The sequence below is a fragment of the Curvibacter sp. GW821-FHT09D12 genome (assembly GCF_059416245.1).
This window is the reverse complement of sequence record NZ_JBWKOU010000027.1, coordinates 1-15,921: the sequence shown is the minus strand read 5'-3', so window position 1 is coordinate 15,921 and position 15,921 is coordinate 1. Positions and strand designations below refer to the sequence as shown.

Sequence of the window (15,921 nt, the reverse complement as noted above, 5' to 3'; positions counted from 1 at the left end):
TGTCGCAAACAGCGCGCTGATCGGGCCGAAACACGGTGATTTCGGCATGGCACAGAAGGTGCAAAGAACCAGTGCGCGGACACAAGTCCGGCCCAACGTGACCCGATAGAAGAAGACCAACAGGCACGCCAGGCTGACATGGTCGCGAGTTCGCTACCTTGGTTCTCAACCCTTCCTGAATGGAGTACTGCAATGGCTAAACTTCGGCAAATCGCCTTCTACGGCAAAGGCGGCATCGGCAAATCCACCACCTCCCAGAACACGCTGGCCGCGCTGACCGAACTCGGTCAGAAGATCCTCATCGTCGGCTGCGACCCCAAGGCCGACTCGACCCGCCTGATCCTGCACGCCAAGGCCCAGGACACCATCCTGTCGCTGGCCGCCGAAGCCGGCTCGGTGGAGGACCTGGAGCTTGAGGACGTGATGAAGATCGGCTACAAGGACATCCGTTGCGTCGAATCCGGCGGCCCGGAGCCCGGAGTGGGCTGCGCCGGCCGCGGCGTGATCACCTCGATCAACTTCCTTGAAGAAAACGGCGCCTACGACGGTGTCGACTACGTCTCTTACGACGTGCTGGGCGACGTGGTGTGCGGCGGCTTCGCCATGCCCATCCGCGAAAACAAGGCGCAAGAGATCTACATCGTCATGTCGGGCGAGATGATGGCCATGTACGCGGCCAACAACATCTCCAAGGGCATCTTGAAGTACGCCAATTCGGGCGGCGTGCGCCTGGGTGGCCTGGTGTGCAACGAGCGCCAGACGGACAAGGAACTGGAGCTGGCCGAATCGCTGGCCAAGATGCTGGGCTCGCGCCTGATCCACTTCGTGCCGCGCGACAACATCGTGCAGCACGCCGAGCTGCGCCGCATGACCGTGATCGAGTACGCCCCGGACTCCAAGCAGGCCGAAGAGTACCGCCAGCTGGCCACCAAGGTGCACAACAACGCCGGCAACGGCACCATCCCCACCCCCATCACCATGGACCAGCTGGAAGACCTGCTGATGGAGCACGGGATCATGAAGCAGATCGACGAGTCGCAAGTCGGCAAGTCGGCCGTGGCCGCCTGAAGGGCCCCCGGGCGCGGGGCGCAGGGCCCCACCACACGAGGGCCTGCCCCCGCGCCCGACTCTCACTGACAACTATCTAACCGGAGCTCTCCATGACCGCCACCGTTGAAGAACGCAAGGCCGCGAACAAGGCCCTGATCGATGAAGTGCTGAAGGCCTACCCTGAAAAGATGGCCAAGCGGCGCGCCAAGCACCTGGGCACCTTCGAGGACGGCAAGCCCGATTGCGGGGTCAAGTCCAACATCAAATCCTTGCCCGGCGTCATGACGATCCGGGGTTGTGCCTACGCGGGCTCCAAGGGCGTGGTGTGGGGCCCCATCAAGGACATGGTCCACATCAGCCACGGCCCGGTGGGCTGCGGCCAGTACTCGTGGGCTGCTCGTCGCAACTACTATATCGGCACCACCGGCATCGACACCTTTGTGACGATGCAGTTCACCTCGGACTTCCAGGAAAAAGACATCGTCTTCGGCGGTGACAAGAAGCTCGACAAGATCATTGACGAGATCCAGGAACTGTTCCCGCTCAACAAAGGCATCTCGATCCAGTCCGAGTGCCCGATCGGCCTGATCGGCGACGACATCGAAGCCGTCTCCAAGAAGAAGGCCAAGCAGTACGAAGGTCACACCATCGTGCCCGTGCGTTGCGAAGGCTTTCGCGGCGTGAGCCAGTCGCTGGGCCACCACCTGGCCAACGACGCGATCCGGGACTGGGTGTTCGACAAGGTCGACCCCAACAAGCGCCCCGATTTCGTCTCCACCCCTTACGACGTGGCCATCATCGGCGACTACAACATCGGTGGCGACGCCTGGGCCAGCCGCATCCTGCTCGAAGAGATGGGCCTTCGCGTGATCGCGCAATGGTCGGGCGACGGCACCATCGCCGAGCTGGAGAACACCCCCAAGGCCAAGCTCAACGTGCTGCACTGCTACCGTTCGATGAACTACATCAGCCGGCACATGGAAGAAAAGTACGGTATCCCATGGGTGGAGTACAACTTCTTCGGCCCTTCGATGATCGAGAAGAGCCTGCGCGAGATCGCCAGCCACTTCGACGACACCATCAAGGCCAATGCCGAAAAACTGATCGCCCGCTACCGCCCGTTGATGGACGCGGTGATCGCCAAGTACAAGCCCCGCCTGGAAGGCAAGAAGGTCATGCTGTTCGTGGGCGGCCTGCGCCCGCGCCACGTGATCGGCGCCTACGAGGACCTGGGCATGGAAGTGGTGGGCACGGGCTACGAGTTCGGCCACAACGACGACTACCAGCGCACCACTCACTACGTCAAAGACGGCACGCTGATCTATGACGACGTGACAGGCTACGAGTTCGAGAAGTTCGTCGAGCAGGTCAAGCCCGACCTGGTTGGCTCGGGCATCAAGGAAAAGTACGTGTTCCAGAAAATGGGCGTGCCCTTCCGGCAGATGCACAGCTGGGACTACTCGGGCCCATACCACGGCTATGACGGCTTCGCGATTTTTGCGCGCGACATGGACATGGCCATCTCCAGCCCGATCTGGGGCCTGACCCAGGCGCCCTGGAAAAAGGCCGCCTGATCCCATCAGCCACCGCCAGCTTTCGCCAGCGCCCCGGGTGCCCCGCGCCCGGGGCCCCCTGAACCCTCTCTCGTTTACCGGAGCCCGTCATGCCCCAATCCGCCGACAAGATCCTCGACCACGAATTGCTGTTCCGTGAGCCCGAGTACCAGGAAATCTTCCGAACCAAGAAAGAGAACTTCGAGTTCAACCACTCCGACGACACCGTCAAACAGGTCATCGAGTGGACCAAGACCGAAGACTACAAGCAAAAAAACTTTGCCCGCGACTCACTGACCGTGAACCCGGCCAAGGCCTGCCAGCCGCTGGGCGCCGTGTACGTGGCCAACGGCTTTCACAAGACCTTGAGCTTTGTGCACGGCAGCCAGGGCTGCGTGGCCTACTACCGATCGCACTTCTCGCGCCACTTCAAGGAGCCCACCTCGTGCGTGAGCTCGTCGATGACCGAAGACGCCGCCGTCTTCGGGGGCCTGAACAACATGATCGACGGCCTGGCCAACGCCTACAACCTGTACAAGCCCGAGATGATTGCGGTGTCCACCACCTGCATGGCCGAAGTGATCGGCGATGACCTGGACGCCTTCATCAAGAACAGCAAACAAAAGGGCAGCGTCCCCGAGGCCTACGACGTGCCTTTTGCCCACACACCGGCCTTTGTGGGCAGCCACATCACCGGCTACGACAATGCCTTGCTGGGCATCCTCAAGCACTTCTGGGACGGCAAGGCCGGCACCACCGCGCCACTGACCCGCGTGCCCGATGAGAGCATCAACTTCATCGGTGGCTTTGACGGCTTTGTGGTCGGCAACATGAAAGAGATCCGCCGCATCTTCAGCCTGTTCGGCGTGCAGGTGAACGTGCTGTGCGACCCCTCGGGCAACTGGAACACCCCCACCGATGGTGAGTTCCGGATGTACGAAGGCGGCACCACCAAGGAAGAGGTGGAGCGTGCCCTGCACGCCAAGGCCACCATCGTGTTCCAGGAGTTCTGCAGCGAGAAGACCAGCAAGTTCATCAAGGAACACGGCCAGGAAGTGGTGGTGCTGAACGCCCCGGTGGGCGTGGCCGGCACCGATGCCTTCCTGCTGGCCATCTCGCGCCTCACGGGCAAGCCGGTGCCGGCCGAGCTGGAGCTGGAGCGCGGCCAGTTGGTCGATGCCATGGCCGACAGCCAGGCCCACTTGCACGGCAAACGCTACGCCCTGTACGGCGACCCTGACCAGATGCTGGGCTACACCCAGTTTCTGTTGGAGCTGGGCGCCGAGCCGGCCCATGTGGTGGCCACCAACGGCAACGAAGAATGGGCCAGGCGGGTGCAGGCCTTGTTCGACGCCTCGCCCTACGGTGCCGGCTGCAAGGCCTACCCCAAGCGCGACCTGTGGCACCTGCGCTCGCTGCTGTTCACGGAGCCGGTGGATTTTCTGATCGGCAACACCTACGGCAAGTACCTGGAGCGCGACACCGGCACCCCGCTGGTCCGCATGGTGTTCCCGATCTTTGACCGCCACCACTACCACCGCTACCCCACCTGGGGCTATGACGGCGGCCTGCGCGTGCTGGTGACCCTGCTCGACGAGTTCTTCGAAACCCTGGACGCCAACACCAACGTGGCCTCCAAGACCGACTACTCGTTCGACATCATCCGCTGATGTGCACGGCGGGCCACCTTGTGCCAGGTGGCCCGTCTCGCACCGGCTGGGCAGGGCCTGTGCCCACTGCCCGAGCCCGGACCGTTGTCCCTTCGCGCAGAGGAGTCATCGCCATGAATGCCCCCATCACCCATGTGAAGACCACCCTGGACGGGCGCCGCGTCGAGGTCATCGACGGGCAGCTGTGTCTGGACGGTGTGCCCGAGACCACCGTGCTGGTGCCCTTGAGTGAGCACCCCAACCGCCAGGCCATTGCCCGCGTCATGCCCGATGCGGCCTATGTGGCCGGTCGCCTGCCACTCACGCTCAGCGAAGCCGCCACGGCCCAGGGCGCCATGACGCAGGCGCAGCGCCAGTTTGACGCCAGCCCTTCGGGCATCAACCAGCGCATCCGGCGGGCCCTGTGGGCCAAGGCTGAGGCCGATGGGGTGGAGTGAAGCCCGTCATGATCTACATCCTGGAACGCCCCGCCGACGCGTCGACCGGATCGCTGGCCGCCGCATCGGCCCCGGCGGGTACCCCCGTGCAGGCCCGGTCTGAACCTCGCACCGAACCTCGCATTGAACCCCGTGCCTGGTTTGCCTACGATGAGGCCGACCTGGCCCGCAAGGTGGCCGCCACCGATGCCCTGCAGCCCTGGGAGATCTACGACCGGCAGAGCGCCCGCGAATGGCTGGAGCTGCTGGCCGATCTGCCCCCCGGCCCTGAGGCCGAGGCGCGCTTTCCGGCCCTGTGCGCGCTGGGGCAGCACCATGGCTATGACGCCCCGCTGTACCGAGCCGACCACCTGCTTGGGCGCGGCATGCTGCAAGCTGAACCCGTGAGCCTGCGCCAGGCGTTGGAGGCCGCACTGGCCGCCCGCCCGGGCCGCACCACGGTCTACTGGAGCGACGAGCAGGCCCTGCACGCCTTCGAGGGCGCCGACCCAGCCCTGGTGGGGCCTGCGCACTGGCACGCCCGGCGCGCCCTGTATCAGCAGTTGGTGGCACTCGAAGTGCTGGCCGACAACCAATAGGGGCAGGCCGTGCTGGCGCTGATGCAACTGGCCATCCTGCAGTCGGGTGGCCGCACCCTGGCCCTGCTGCTGCGCGAGTTGCAGGATGAGGATGAACTGTTTGCCAGCCCCAACACCCTGGCCGAGGTGGAGCAGCAGCTGCTGATCATGGCCCAGACCCTGTCGCACCTGCCCGAGGCCCTGCAGTTGAACCTGCCGCAACTGGACTGGCACGGCTGGGGCGTGTTGCAGACCCTGCTGGAGCAGCCGGGCAGCGCGCGCCGCGAGGCCGTCTGGTACGCCCTGAAGGCCCTGGTGCCTGCCACGCTGGACATGCTGCACCAGCTGCGGCAGCGTCATCCGGTGTGGTTCGACATGAAGCTGTGAGCACACCATGAGCGGCACCGGCCAAGACTTGATCCGCCTTTCGCTGGCGGCCGCGCAGAGCCAGGCCGCCGGCCTGGACGCGCAGGACCTGGCCTGGATGAGCTGCCTGGTACAGATGGACCGCATCGAGCGCCTGCGCCCTGAGCAGCGCGGCCAGAGCCTTTGCCGGGCCTTGATGGCGCCGTACCCAAGGGGCTTCTTCGAGGCGCTGCGCGCCTGCGGCGGCCTGAAGCGCTTCTTGCCCGAACTCGACCAGCTCTATGCCCAAGCCCTGCCGGTGGGGGCTGCGTCCGATGCAACGCCGTCCTTGGTCGCCCCGCATGCGGCCGAGGTCCAACTGCGGGTGCTGGACCGGTTGGCCGCCAGCGGTGCCCCACTGGAGCACCGCCTGGCCGGGCTGTTGCACCGCATCGGCGGGATGCCGGCGGAAGGCGACCGGTGTCTCGATCGGGCGGTGGACCGGCTGCGGCCGACCCGTCCCGGTGAGACGGCCCTGGCCGTGCTGGCCGCCCTGAGCGAACGCTGTCAACTGCCCGAAGCGAGGCTGGTGCTGTGCCGCCAATTGATACGACACCGCGATCGTCTGCTGCATCTGGCCGATGGCGATCCCGAGGCGGTGCTGCAACTGCTGCTGGAGCTGGGTTGCCCGGATCAGCCGCAGACGCTGGGCACCTTGTTGCACCTCTGCCAGCTGGAGTACGAGGCCACTGTTGGGCGCCCCGGCTTCGTGCAGGCCCGCTGGTGGCTGCGCATGCAGGCCGCGCTGCTTGCCGTGTCGGTGCCCGGCGCGCAGGCCGACCCGGGGCATGACCTGACCTGGCGGCAGGCACAACTGGCCCGCCTGAGGCAGATCTTGTTGCAAGCGCCCTTCAGGCAGGCGTCCGGGCCATCGCCGCCCCCGCCGTGGCGCTGATGCGCCCACATGCCCATCGCTGACCATCGCTGACCATTACCGCCAACGCAGACCATCGCCATGCACTACGACATCGAAACCTTTCTGGCCCATTCCATCCAACTGGAGAGCGAGGCCGCCCGCCGCTTTGGCGAACTGGCCGACGCCATGCAGAGCGCGGGCAACCGCGCGGTGGCCCGCCTGTTCAGGCGCCTGGCCGACTACTCGCTGCTGCACCTGCAAGACGCCCGTTCCCGCGCCGCCTACCGCCAGTTGCCCGCGCTGAAAGCCGAGGATTTCAGCTGGCCCGACCTCGAAAGCCCCGAGGCCGCCGCCATCTGGGCCGCCGACCCCCAACTGGGCCCGGAGCAGGCGCTGCAGGTGGCCCTGCAAGCCGAAACCTCGGGCCGTGACTTCTACCAGCAGGTGCTTGACGGCACCACCGACCCCGAAATCCGCACCCTGGCGCGCGAGTTTGTCGACGAAGAAAGCGCCCACGTGCTGGAGTTGCAGCGCTGGGTGGATCTGCAGAAGGCAGGTCTGCCTTTGCCGGTGGAGGGGTGATGGACAAGTGAAAGACAGAAGCAGGCCCAACGTTTCGCAGCGCTGAACTTCTGTCGAGCCTTGACCGCGTGGCCGTCATGGGTCTTCAGGACCTCACACAGGCCAGCAACGTGGCCTCAATTCGTGAAGGGGCCGGGTCCCGCGGGAGCATCGGGTGCTTCCAGCGCAAAGGCGCAATCGAAGTATTTCTCTGCCTCGTGCCAAGCTGCCTTTTCTTTCCACAAGGTCAGCAAGGCTCGGCTGGCATCGACGACGCTGGGGCTGACCTGCAGGGTTTGCAGGCCCAGCGCCTTGAAGGTGTCCTCGTGGTCGTGCAGGCTGCCCACCTGTCCCGCGTAACTGTAGAACTGGCGGATCTTGCCGGGCTGTGCAAACCGCGCCATCCCTTCGCATGCGGCCCCGCTCTCAGGGGCCCGTCCGGCGTGGGCCTGTGAAAAGCTGTCCTGGAGCATGTGCAGCAGAACACCCAGAGCCACTTGGTCGAGGTCTTTGCGGACCTCGACGATGCCGGTTGCCATCAGATTGGTGGCCGTCATGTCGCCAGGAAAATAGAGCGCCAGCGGGGCCATGCCGAGGGTTCGGATGAATTGATCGGTTGGAATTGTCTGGGTCGCCACCCCCCAGAGGAACTGTGCCCACATGCGCATGCGTTGCTGGGTCTCGGCGGCAGTCTCTCCGTCGTGCGCGGCCATTGAATGGAAGAACTGCAGGTCACCAAAATGGGATCGGTACAACAAGTAGTCGCCTGGGCCGAAAGCAGGTTCGCCGGGCCGGCTGGCCATGCGCTGCTTGGCGGTCTTGTCGGCATCGGAAAACAGGCCCTTCCAGCACTTGGGCTGGGCAGTTGAGCGCAGCGTGACACTGGGGTCACAGTCTGCAATGCGCGGCGGCGACGCGCGGTTCAGCGCGAACGGTGGATCGTCGGGCCAGCGTACGCCGTACAAAAGCACCTGGTGGGCCCGGACCGCTTCGGTGGTCAGGCAGTCTTTTTCAGCGCCTGGCTGAACCGTGCAGTCAAGGGCGTTGAGGGTGATGGCTTCATGCACCGGGCTTTTGATCAAAGGAAGCGCGTTGCCAACCAACCATTGCCCCAGACCGTCGATGATCTGGTTGCTGCCCAGGCTGGAGAGCTTTCGGTCAACGTCGCTGATGCGAGGCAGAACCTGAAAGGCCGGCGACACAGAGGGCCCCAGTGAGGCCGCCATGCATGCGATGGCCAGGCAACGTTTCAGGTGGGTCTTTGCCATGATCAAGGTCCTCCGTTGGGGTCTTAGGCCCCCAGTTGACAGGGTCGTTTGTCTTGATTTCATCCTAAACGAAAGCTGGCCATGCCTTGCCGGCTGCCTTGATGGCAGGCGTGCTGCGGCGCCTTGAGGTGAAGCGGGGCGAACAAATCGCCCCAGAGCCCCCTCAAGTGATCTTGAACACCGTCCGCACCATCTTGCCGCCGGCCTTGTGCTCGTAGGCGGCCCACTGCTTGATGCCTTTGACCAGCACCTCGGAGCTCACGTCGCGCACTACTTTGCCGGCCTTGCGCTGGGCGGTGACCCAGTCCTGGATGTGGGGGTAAAAGGTGCCCTCGGGGCCGCTGGGGATCAGCAGGTGTTTGCCGGCCACTTGGCCGGCGGGGGTCACGGTGAGTTCGGTGGCAGGCATGAACGGCTGAGGTCTGGTTTGGTTGAGTCGGAGGGTTGGGTGGGCAGGGCCCTGGTGGCGGGCAGGGCAGGGCGGGCCTGCTGCAGGCGGCCATTCTAGGGCGGTGGTGGTGGGCGGTAGGGCGCTGTGTCGCAAACCCTTCAATTGCGTCAAACGCTTCACGCCGCAGTGGGCCAGGTGCGACCGGGCGTTGTACCGGGGGGGTGGGCAATGCCGTTTTGTGCGCTTTGTCGCTGGCACCAAAACTGCAAAGAGGGCTTACCCACCCCACCGCTGTCAGGAGTGCCCCATGTCCGTCTCGCTCAAAGCGAAAATTGCCGAAGTGTTCGAAGAGCCCGGTTGCGACAAGAACCAGGGCAAGACTGAGAAAGAGCGCAAGAAAGGCTGCACCAAGCAGCTGTCGCCCGGTGCCGCCGCCGGTGGCTGTGCGTTTGATGGCGCCAAGATCGCGTTGCAGCCGATTGCCGACGTGGCCCACCTGGTGCATGGCCCGATCGCCTGCGAGGGCAACTCGTGGGACAACCGGCACTCGGCCTCGTCGGGCTCGCAGATCTACCGCACCGGTTTCACCACCGACATCCATGAGCTCGATGTGATCTATGGCGGCGAAAAACGCCTGTTCCGCAGTGTGCGCGAGATCATCGAGAAGTTCGACCCGCCGGCGGTGTTTGTGTACCAGACCTGTGTGACGGCCCTGATCGGCGACGACATCGAGGCCGTGTGCCAGCGCGCCAGCGCCAAGTTTGGCAAACCGGTGATCCCGGTCAACGCGCCGGGCTTTGCCGGCCCCAAGAACCTGGGCAACAAGCTGGGTGCCGAGGCCTTGCTCGACTACGTGATCGGCACCCGGGAGCCCGAGTACACCACCCCGCTGGACATCAACATCATCGGTGAATACAACCTGGTGGGCGAGCTGTGGCAGACCCGGCCACTGCTGGAGGCCTTGGGCATCCGGGTACTGTCGTGCATCTCGGGCGATGGCCGCTACAACGAGATCGCCAGTGCACACCGCGCCAAGGTCAACATGATGGTGTGCTCCAAGTCGATGATCAATGTGGCCACCCGCATGGAGCAGCGCTACGGCATTCCGTACTTCGAGGGCTCGTTCTACGGCATCAGCGACATGAGCGACACCCTGCGCCAGATCGCCACGCTGCTGGTGCGCCAGGGCGCCGATGCCGAACTGCTGGAGCGCACCGAGCGCCTGATCGAGGTGGAAGAGGCCCGGGCCTGGAAGCGCATTGCCAGCTACAAGGCCCGCCTGAGCGGCAAGCGGGTGCTGCTGATCACCGGCGGCGTCAAGTCCTGGTCGGTGGTGTCGGCCCTGCAAGAAGCAGGGCTTGAGATCGTGGGCACCAGCGTCAAGAAGAGCACCCGCGAAGACAAGGAAAAGATCAAGGAGATCATGGGCGACGACGCCCACATGATCGACGACATGACCCCGCGCGAGATGTACAAGATGCTGCGCGAGGCGCGGGCCGACATCATGCTGTCGGGCGGGCGCTCGCAGTTTGTCGCCCTGAAGGCGCGCATGCCCTGGCTCGACATCAACCAGGAGCGCCACCACCCCTATGGCGGCTACGAGGGCATGGTGGAACTGGTGCACGAGATCGACCGGGCCCTGTTCAACCCGGTGTGGCAGCAGGTGCGCATCCCGGCACCCTGGGGTGTCGACGGCGAAACCCTGGGCGCGGTGCCGGCCAGCGCTGCCGGCCCGGATGCGACCCCCGCAAGCGCGGCAACCTTGCCCAGCCCCACACCCGAACCCATGCCCATGGCAGCGCACCAGTACCTGAGCGACGTGGCGGCCCAGTCTCTGGGCCTCAGCGCCGAAGAGATTCCGGTCTGAGCCCTGCCACGCCTGCCTGCTTTTCTGCCCGCCAGCCCACCCCATCCACCCAGCCGGAGAGCCCCACCATGGCCAAGGTCGTCGAGTCGAAGAAAGCCTGCACCGTCAACCCGCTCAAGATGAGCCAGCCCCTGGGGGCCAGCCTGGCCTTTCTGGGCCTGGCCGACTGCATGCCGGTGATGCATGGCTCGCAGGGCTGCACCTCGTTCGGCCTGGTGCTGCTGGTGCGCCACTTCAAAGAGGCCATTCCACTGCAGACCACGGCCATGAACGAGGTGACCACCATCATGGGGGGCTACGACAACCTGGTCACGGCCTTGCTCAACATCCGCAAGCGCGCCGCACCGCGGCTGATCGCCATCTGCTCCACCGGCCTGACCGAGACCAAGGGCGACGATGTGGAGGGCTTTCTGGTCACCGCACGCCAGCGCCATCCCGAACTGGCCGACACCGAGATCGTCTACGTCTCCACCCCCGACTACGTGGGCGCCTTTGAAGACGGCTACCGCCTCGCCTTGACCGGCCTGGTGCAGCAACTGGTCAAGCCCTTGCCGGTGCGGCCCCGGCAGGTGACGCTGTTGCCTGGCAGCCACCTCTCACCCGGCGACATCGACGAGCTGCGCGAGATCATCGAGGCCTTTGGTCTGCAGCCGGTGGTGCTGCCCGATCTGTCGGGCTCGCTGGACGGCCACATCGCCCCCGACTGGCGCGGCACCACCCTGGGCGGCACCAGCCTGGAGGACATTCGCGCCACAGGGGCCTCGGCCTTCACCCTGGGGGTGGGCGAGCAAACCCGGCAGGCGGCCCAGGCCCTGCAGGCCATCGCCGGCACGCCTTTTGAGGTGTTCGAGCGCCTGACCGGGCTGGAGCCCAACGACCGCCTGCTGCTGCGCCTGTCGCAGGTGTCGGGCCAGCCCGTGCCGGCCCGGCTGCGCCGCCAGCGCAGCCAGTTGCTTGACGCCATGCTCGACGGGCACTTCTACACCGGTGGCATCAAGGTGGCCCTGGCGGCCGAGCCTGACCTGCTGCTGGCCGTGGGCGCCTTGCTGCACGAGATGGGCGCCGAGCTGAGCGTGTGCATCAGCACCACCGCATCGCCTGCCCACGCCCTGTTGCCGGCCGCCGAAGTGCTGCTGGGCGACCTGGAAGACCTGGAGCGCATGGCCGTCGATTGCGATGTGCTGATCACCCATTCGCACGGGCGCCAGGCGGCCGAGCACCTGGGCAAGCCGCTGTGGCGCGTGGGCTTTCCGATGTTCGATCGGGTGGGCAACTCGCACCGGCGCATGGTGGGCTACCGCGGCACCATGAACCTGATCTTCGAGATCGCCAACCTCATGATCGAGCACCTGCCGCACCACCACGCGGGCGACTGGCCCCTGAGCCCCGAGGCCCAGCGCGCGGCCAGCCGCCCCTCGGCCAGCCCCGTTTCCCCTGCCTCGATGGCGCCTGAAGCGCATCTGGCGGCACCACCGGCCCAGGCTTGCAGCTTCTGAGCCCCATTCAATGCCCCTCTCTGAAGAACAGGAGTTCCCCATGAAAGTCGCCTTCGCCACCCAGGACAAGGTCCGCGTGGACGCCCACTTCGGCTGGGCCAAAAGCATTCTCTGCTACGACGTGACGCCCGAGGGCTCGCGCTTTGTCGAGGCCTTCGACTTCGACGGCAAGCTTGAGGAAGACGGTGACGAAGACAAGCTGGCCCCCAAGCTTGAAGCCATCAAAGACTGCGCCATCCTGTACGTGGCCGCCATCGGTGGTTCGGGCGCGGCGCGGGTGGTGGCCCTGAAGATCCACCCGATCAAGGTGCCCCAGCCCGAGGTGATCGACGAGATACTGCTCAAGCTGCAAGGCGTGCTCAAGGGCACACCGCCCCCCTGGCTGCGCAAGGCCATGACCAAAGACCAGCCTCGCGCCCACGATTTTGATGACGAACTCGACGAGGTCCAACATGGCTGAAGCCACCCTTACCACCCCCCCCGCCCTTGACGCTGCTGCGCCCGCTGAACTGCCCGCCGGGGCCGACGACACGGCCTTTCTGGCCCAGCCCTTTGTGCAGCAGCTGATCAAGCAGCTGCGCGCCCAGGACACCCATGGCGCCTGGGACGGCAAGACCGACCTGCAACTGCTGCGCCCCTACATCCTCACCCCCGAAGAGCGCCGGGCCCTGCCCATCCTGGGCGACCCCGACCCCGAAATCCTGTGGCGGCTCGACATCTTCTACAACGCGATCGCCGTGGCCATCGAACGCGAGACCGGCCAGATGGTGTCGCCCATGATGAAGATGAGCCACGAGGGCTTTGGCCGCATGGTGCTGTTGGCCGGCCGCCTGGTGGTGGTCAACAAACAACTGCGCGATGTGCATCGCTTCGGCTTTCCGTCGCTGGCCAAGCTGGCCGAGGCCGGCGGCAAGTTTCTCGATGAGGCCATCACCATGATCCGCACCTACCCGGCCGTGGCCCAGTACGGGGCCTGACGCCGCAACCCCCCCCTTCAGACGTTTTGACCATGACCACGCCCGACCCCCGCGCCGACGAGCTCAAAGCGCGCATCAAGAAGCTCAACGCCCAGGCCACCCAGGCCAAGATGGATCTGCACGATCTGTCCGAAGACCTGCCCACCGGCTGGGAACGCATCCTGGACGTGGCCCAGCGCTGCCACCGCGCCCACGCCGACCTGATGGACGCCCGCCGTGAGGCAGCCCAGGCCACCTCCTGACCCTGCCCGGAGCCCACCATGAGCGAACACTTTCAGGTCACGCTGCCCAGCGGCGCGCAATGGACCCCGACCTTCGTGGCCAGCCTCGACGAAGCCAAGTGCATCGGCTGCGGGCGCTGCTTTCGCGTTTGCCCGCGCGGCGTGCTGGAGCTGGTGGGCCTGGACGAAGACGGCGAACGCATCCACCTGGCCGGCGATGACGACGACGAAGACGATGAGTACGAGAAAAAGGTCATGACCATCGCCCATCAGGAGCTGTGCATCGGCTGCACCGCCTGCGCCAAGATCTGCCCCAAGAAGTGCTACACCCACGCCGCCGCCCCGGCGTGAACCCGGCGGGTCTGTCCATGGACACCTACCGCACCTTATTGCTGTCGTTCGCCGATACCGACCCGCTGGAGCCCGCCGCCCTGGCCCTGGCCGGCGTGCTGGAACAGGCCTGGCAGGCCCATGGCCTGGCCTGGCTGCCCCTCAGCGGCCTGGGCGCAGAGCCCACCCGGCTGGCACTGCAGCGCTGGTTCCCGGGCGCCGACCGGCATCTGGGTCTGGATTGGCCCGCCTTGGCACAGGCCCACCGACCGGAGCCCCGGCAGGACGAGGTCGACGACCTGCTGGACCTGCTGCGCGAGCACATGGCCCTGCCCGCCGGCACCCCGGCCGAACGCGAGGCCGTGGCCCACGGCATCGCCTGCGCCTGCCTGGGCAACAACCACCTGTGGCAAGACCTGGCATTGCCCTCACGGGCCGAACTCTCGGCCTTGATTACCACCTGGTTCCCCACCCTGGCCGCGCTCAACCACCAGAACATGAAGTGGAAGAAGTTCTTCTACAAGCAGCTCTGCCTGCGCCACGAGCTGTTCATCTGCCGGGCACCCAGCTGTGCGGTGTGTGCGGATCAAGGGCTTTGTTTTGGGCCGGAGTAGGGCAGGGGTGCTTGGGTCGATTTGACTGGGGTGTTTCTGTGATCAAGACCGCCCTCCACCTGGCTTCTGAGCCGGAAGATCGCTTGGTGTCGCTGGAGGCGCCTTTGAATGCCGGTGCTGACACCGCTGCAAAAGGCCTCTTTGTGGATACGCCATTGGACCTCGCTTCTCGTCAAGGTTTCAATGTGTTTACTGCCGCGTCAACGGCATGAGGGGGGCAACGGGAAGCGAGCGTTGGCGCCGTTTCAGATTTGACGGCATCTGGCCGGCGTTGAATTCAGTGACACAGAGATCCCGCTCTGGGCTGATCTGCCGCCGCTCGATCTTGCTGAAATCGGTCGTTGTGTCGTCATCAGGCCAACAAATCTAGGCATTGAAGATCTTCCACTGCGTCTTGAATGCGGATGATTTGCGGCCACCATACATACGCGGACATTTTTCTGACGAATCGCGCAATGGGCGTACGCATATGCAGGAGAACTGCCAGACGATAGTCGTTTTGAAGCGACTCACGCGAATAGCCAGTCACGCCCGACGCGGCGAGAGTCTCGTGGTAGCGGTCCAGTAGCTGAATCTCGAAGCGCAGGCGTACTGAGCGATCCCACTGCACGGCCATCATGTACGCAAGGTCCCAGGCGCCAACACCAAGATGCCAGCCATCCCAGTCGATGAGCTTTGGTTCGCCATCTCGGCCTTCTCGCGGCAGCATCCAGTTCCAGACGTGGGCATCCCCATGAATGAGCGTTCTACCCCTAACAGGCTGCTGAAATACCGCCCGCCGCAATGAAGGCTATGACCCGAACTCTGCAGGCCAGCGTCTTCATTTCACATTCCGACATGTCAGGGTTTGATATTCAGCTTTTCTTCGATTCGAGCCCGACTTTTCACGTCTTCTCGCTCAATTCACCCCCTGCAGACGGATTTGCCCCAAGGTACGCATGCGCACCAAGTTGTAGGCGGCCATCGTCAGCACAAACATCTGGTCCACGCGTTGCAGTCCACGCACCATCACCTGGCGCATCGAGCCCACCGTCTTGGCCCAACCAAAGCCTTGCTCGATGAGCTTTCGTTTCTTCTGTGATTGGGCATAGCCTGGGGTTTGGGCCACAGACTCAGGCACCGCCGAGCGTCGGCCTGATTTGTTTTGCGCCACATGGGGTATGACCTTCATCTCATCGCAGGCCCGGATGAATTCGGCCGCGTCGTAACCCTTGTCCGCCCCCAGCGTGATGGAGTTGTCCGGGTCCCCCAACGCCTGGCGCGCATCGTTGATCATGGCTTTGGCCGCCTCTCGTTCAGCGAAGCCATCGGCCACCGTCACCACCGCATTGGCGATCAAGCCATGTCGGTTGTCGCTCAAGGTGTGGCCCATGTAACGCAGCTCGCTGGCGGTCTTGCCTTTGCGGTACAGCCGTGCATCCGGGTCGGTCTTGGATTCATGGGTGTCGTTGCTGCGACTCTCACCCTTGAAGTTGCCAGGCTGATGCGGCGGCGTGTCGTCATCGTCCTTGTCCTTGCGCACAAAGCTCCTGTGGCTCGCCCAGGCCTGGATCAGGGTTCCATCGACGCTGAAGTGTTCGCCCGAGAGCCAGCCCCCCGCGTCAGAATAGTTGTCGCATCCTTAAAACAGAAGAAACTAGGGGGTGTGGACGATGAGAGAACGACGTG

At 64.8% G+C, this 15,921-nt stretch carries 19 protein-coding genes and 1 pseudogene; 16 read left to right on the top strand and 4 right to left on the bottom strand.

The window, feature by feature from the left end:
• The first annotated feature begins 192 nt into the window (after positions 1–192).
• The 8 genes from nifH to AC07PT_RS26405 all read left to right on the top strand — a co-directional run bounded on the left by nifH (position 193) and on the right by AC07PT_RS26405 (position 7,110).
• Positions 193–1,068 (top strand): nitrogenase iron protein, encoded by an 876-nt coding sequence (gene nifH / locus AC07PT_RS26440; protein ID WP_492345866.1) that lies wholly within the window; start codon positions 193–195, stop codon positions 1,066–1,068.
• Positions 1,069–1,160: 92 nt separating this feature from the next.
• A complete protein-coding gene (gene nifD, locus AC07PT_RS26435) occupies positions 1,161–2,624 on the top strand; it encodes a nitrogenase molybdenum-iron protein alpha chain (protein WP_019572772.1) in 1,464 nt (487 codons plus the stop codon).
• Between the two features lie 89 nt (positions 2,625–2,713).
• Positions 2,714–4,273, top strand: a complete 1,560-nt coding sequence (gene nifK / locus AC07PT_RS26430; protein ID WP_492345865.1) for a nitrogenase molybdenum-iron protein subunit beta — start codon at positions 2,714–2,716, stop codon at positions 4,271–4,273.
• 113 nt (positions 4,274–4,386) lie between these two features.
• Positions 4,387–4,710 (top strand): hypothetical protein, encoded by a 324-nt coding sequence (locus tag AC07PT_RS26425; protein WP_492345864.1) that lies wholly within the window; start codon positions 4,387–4,389, stop codon positions 4,708–4,710.
• A gap of 8 nt (positions 4,711–4,718) precedes the next feature.
• Positions 4,719–5,288: a hypothetical protein gene (locus AC07PT_RS26420; protein ID WP_492345863.1), complete on the top strand. Its 570-nt coding sequence runs from the start codon at positions 4,719–4,721 to the stop codon at positions 5,286–5,288.
• A gap of 9 nt (positions 5,289–5,297) precedes the next feature.
• Positions 5,298–5,654: a hypothetical protein gene (locus AC07PT_RS26415; protein ID WP_492345862.1), complete on the top strand. Its 357-nt coding sequence runs from the start codon at positions 5,298–5,300 to the stop codon at positions 5,652–5,654.
• A gap of 7 nt (positions 5,655–5,661) precedes the next feature.
• Positions 5,662–6,567: a hypothetical protein gene (locus AC07PT_RS26410; protein ID WP_494658677.1), complete on the top strand. Its 906-nt coding sequence runs from the start codon at positions 5,662–5,664 to the stop codon at positions 6,565–6,567.
• 60 nt (positions 6,568–6,627) lie between these two features.
• Complete coding sequence (locus AC07PT_RS26405) at positions 6,628–7,110, top strand: ferritin-like domain-containing protein (protein WP_494658676.1); 483 nt, start codon at positions 6,628–6,630, stop codon at positions 7,108–7,110.
• A gap of 116 nt (positions 7,111–7,226) precedes the next feature.
• Here AC07PT_RS26405 and AC07PT_RS26400 read toward each other — a convergent pair whose 3' ends face one another.
• On the bottom strand, positions 7,227–8,357 hold the full coding sequence (locus tag AC07PT_RS26400) for a hypothetical protein (protein WP_492345859.1): 1,131 nt from the start codon (positions 8,355–8,357) through the stop codon (positions 7,227–7,229).
• Between the two features lie 163 nt (positions 8,358–8,520).
• On the bottom strand, positions 8,521–8,766 hold the full coding sequence (locus AC07PT_RS26395) for a hypothetical protein (RefSeq protein WP_492345858.1): 246 nt from the start codon (positions 8,764–8,766) through the stop codon (positions 8,521–8,523).
• A gap of 289 nt (positions 8,767–9,055) precedes the next feature.
• Here AC07PT_RS26395 and nifE point away from each other — a divergent pair, with 289 nt between their 5' ends.
• From nifE to AC07PT_RS26355, 8 genes are all read left to right on the top strand, one after another.
• Complete coding sequence (gene nifE / locus AC07PT_RS26390; RefSeq protein WP_494658675.1) at positions 9,056–10,615, top strand: nitrogenase iron-molybdenum cofactor biosynthesis protein NifE; 1,560 nt, start codon at positions 9,056–9,058, stop codon at positions 10,613–10,615.
• Between the two features lie 68 nt (positions 10,616–10,683).
• Positions 10,684–12,111: a nitrogenase iron-molybdenum cofactor biosynthesis protein NifN gene (nifN, locus tag AC07PT_RS26385; RefSeq protein WP_494658674.1), complete on the top strand. Its 1,428-nt coding sequence runs from the start codon at positions 10,684–10,686 to the stop codon at positions 12,109–12,111.
• A 40-nt stretch (positions 12,112–12,151) separates the two neighbouring features.
• Positions 12,152–12,571 carry a nitrogen fixation protein NifX gene (gene nifX, locus AC07PT_RS26380; protein ID WP_492345855.1) on the top strand — a complete coding sequence of 140 codons (420 nt, stop codon included), beginning with the start codon at positions 12,152–12,154 and terminating at the stop codon, positions 12,569–12,571.
• Positions 12,564–13,088 (top strand): NifX-associated nitrogen fixation protein, encoded by a 525-nt coding sequence (locus AC07PT_RS26375; RefSeq protein ID WP_494658673.1) that lies wholly within the window; start codon positions 12,564–12,566, stop codon positions 13,086–13,088. Before nifX ends, AC07PT_RS26375 begins: the two co-directional genes overlap by 8 nt.
• Before the next feature lie 32 nt (positions 13,089–13,120).
• Positions 13,121–13,330: a CCE_0567 family metalloprotein gene (locus AC07PT_RS26370; RefSeq protein WP_492345853.1), complete on the top strand. Its 210-nt coding sequence runs from the start codon at positions 13,121–13,123 to the stop codon at positions 13,328–13,330.
• A gap of 18 nt (positions 13,331–13,348) precedes the next feature.
• Positions 13,349–13,660 (top strand): ferredoxin III, nif-specific, encoded by a 312-nt coding sequence (gene fdxB / locus AC07PT_RS26365; protein ID WP_492345852.1) that lies wholly within the window; start codon positions 13,349–13,351, stop codon positions 13,658–13,660.
• Between the two features lie 17 nt (positions 13,661–13,677).
• Positions 13,678–14,253 carry a nitrogen fixation protein NifQ gene (locus tag AC07PT_RS26360; RefSeq protein WP_494658672.1) on the top strand — a complete coding sequence of 192 codons (576 nt, stop codon included), beginning with the start codon at positions 13,678–13,680 and terminating at the stop codon, positions 14,251–14,253.
• A gap of 38 nt (positions 14,254–14,291) precedes the next feature.
• Positions 14,292–14,465 carry a hypothetical protein gene (locus tag AC07PT_RS26355; RefSeq protein ID WP_492345850.1) on the top strand — a complete coding sequence of 58 codons (174 nt, stop codon included), beginning with the start codon at positions 14,292–14,294 and terminating at the stop codon, positions 14,463–14,465.
• Between the two features lie 140 nt (positions 14,466–14,605).
• Here the strand turns inward: AC07PT_RS26355 and AC07PT_RS26350 are convergent, their stop codons facing one another.
• Together AC07PT_RS26350 and AC07PT_RS26345 are read right to left on the bottom strand one after the other, a co-directional pair.
• Positions 14,606–15,037 (bottom strand): phosphotransferase, encoded by a 432-nt coding sequence (locus AC07PT_RS26350; RefSeq protein WP_494658671.1) that lies wholly within the window; start codon positions 15,035–15,037, stop codon positions 14,606–14,608.
• Positions 15,038–15,151: 114 nt separating this feature from the next.
• A pseudogene (locus tag AC07PT_RS26345) lies at positions 15,152–15,844 on the bottom strand (IS5 family transposase); the annotation flags it as partial.
• Between the last annotated feature and the right edge of the window lie 77 nt (positions 15,845–15,921).

Coding starts and splice junctions, on each gene's coding strand:
- nifN (WP_494658674.1), top strand. CDS start 10,684: ATGGCCAAGGTCGTCGAGTCGAAGAAAGCCTGCACCGTCAACCCGCTC.
- nifD (WP_019572772.1), top strand. CDS start 1,161: ATGACCGCCACCGTTGAAGAACGCAAGGCCGCGAACAAGGCCCTGATC.
- AC07PT_RS26395 (WP_492345858.1), bottom strand. CDS start 8,766: ATGCCTGCCACCGAACTCACCGTGACCCCCGCCGGCCAAGTGGCCGGC.
- AC07PT_RS26360 (WP_494658672.1), top strand. CDS start 13,678: ATGGACACCTACCGCACCTTATTGCTGTCGTTCGCCGATACCGACCCG.
- AC07PT_RS26410 (WP_494658677.1), top strand. CDS start 5,662: ATGAGCGGCACCGGCCAAGACTTGATCCGCCTTTCGCTGGCGGCCGCG.
- nifH (WP_492345866.1), top strand. CDS start 193: ATGGCTAAACTTCGGCAAATCGCCTTCTACGGCAAAGGCGGCATCGGC.
- AC07PT_RS26400 (WP_492345859.1), bottom strand. CDS start 8,357: ATGGCAAAGACCCACCTGAAACGTTGCCTGGCCATCGCATGCATGGCG.
- fdxB (WP_492345852.1), top strand. CDS start 13,349: ATGAGCGAACACTTTCAGGTCACGCTGCCCAGCGGCGCGCAATGGACC.
- AC07PT_RS26370 (WP_492345853.1), top strand. CDS start 13,121: ATGACCACGCCCGACCCCCGCGCCGACGAGCTCAAAGCGCGCATCAAG.
- nifE (WP_494658675.1), top strand. CDS start 9,056: ATGTCCGTCTCGCTCAAAGCGAAAATTGCCGAAGTGTTCGAAGAGCCC.
- AC07PT_RS26405 (WP_494658676.1), top strand. CDS start 6,628: ATGCACTACGACATCGAAACCTTTCTGGCCCATTCCATCCAACTGGAG.
- AC07PT_RS26375 (WP_494658673.1), top strand. CDS start 12,564: ATGGCTGAAGCCACCCTTACCACCCCCCCCGCCCTTGACGCTGCTGCG.
- AC07PT_RS26425 (WP_492345864.1), top strand. CDS start 4,387: ATGAATGCCCCCATCACCCATGTGAAGACCACCCTGGACGGGCGCCGC.
- AC07PT_RS26420 (WP_492345863.1), top strand. CDS start 4,719: ATGATCTACATCCTGGAACGCCCCGCCGACGCGTCGACCGGATCGCTG.
- nifK (WP_492345865.1), top strand. CDS start 2,714: ATGCCCCAATCCGCCGACAAGATCCTCGACCACGAATTGCTGTTCCGT.
- nifX (WP_492345855.1), top strand. CDS start 12,152: ATGAAAGTCGCCTTCGCCACCCAGGACAAGGTCCGCGTGGACGCCCAC.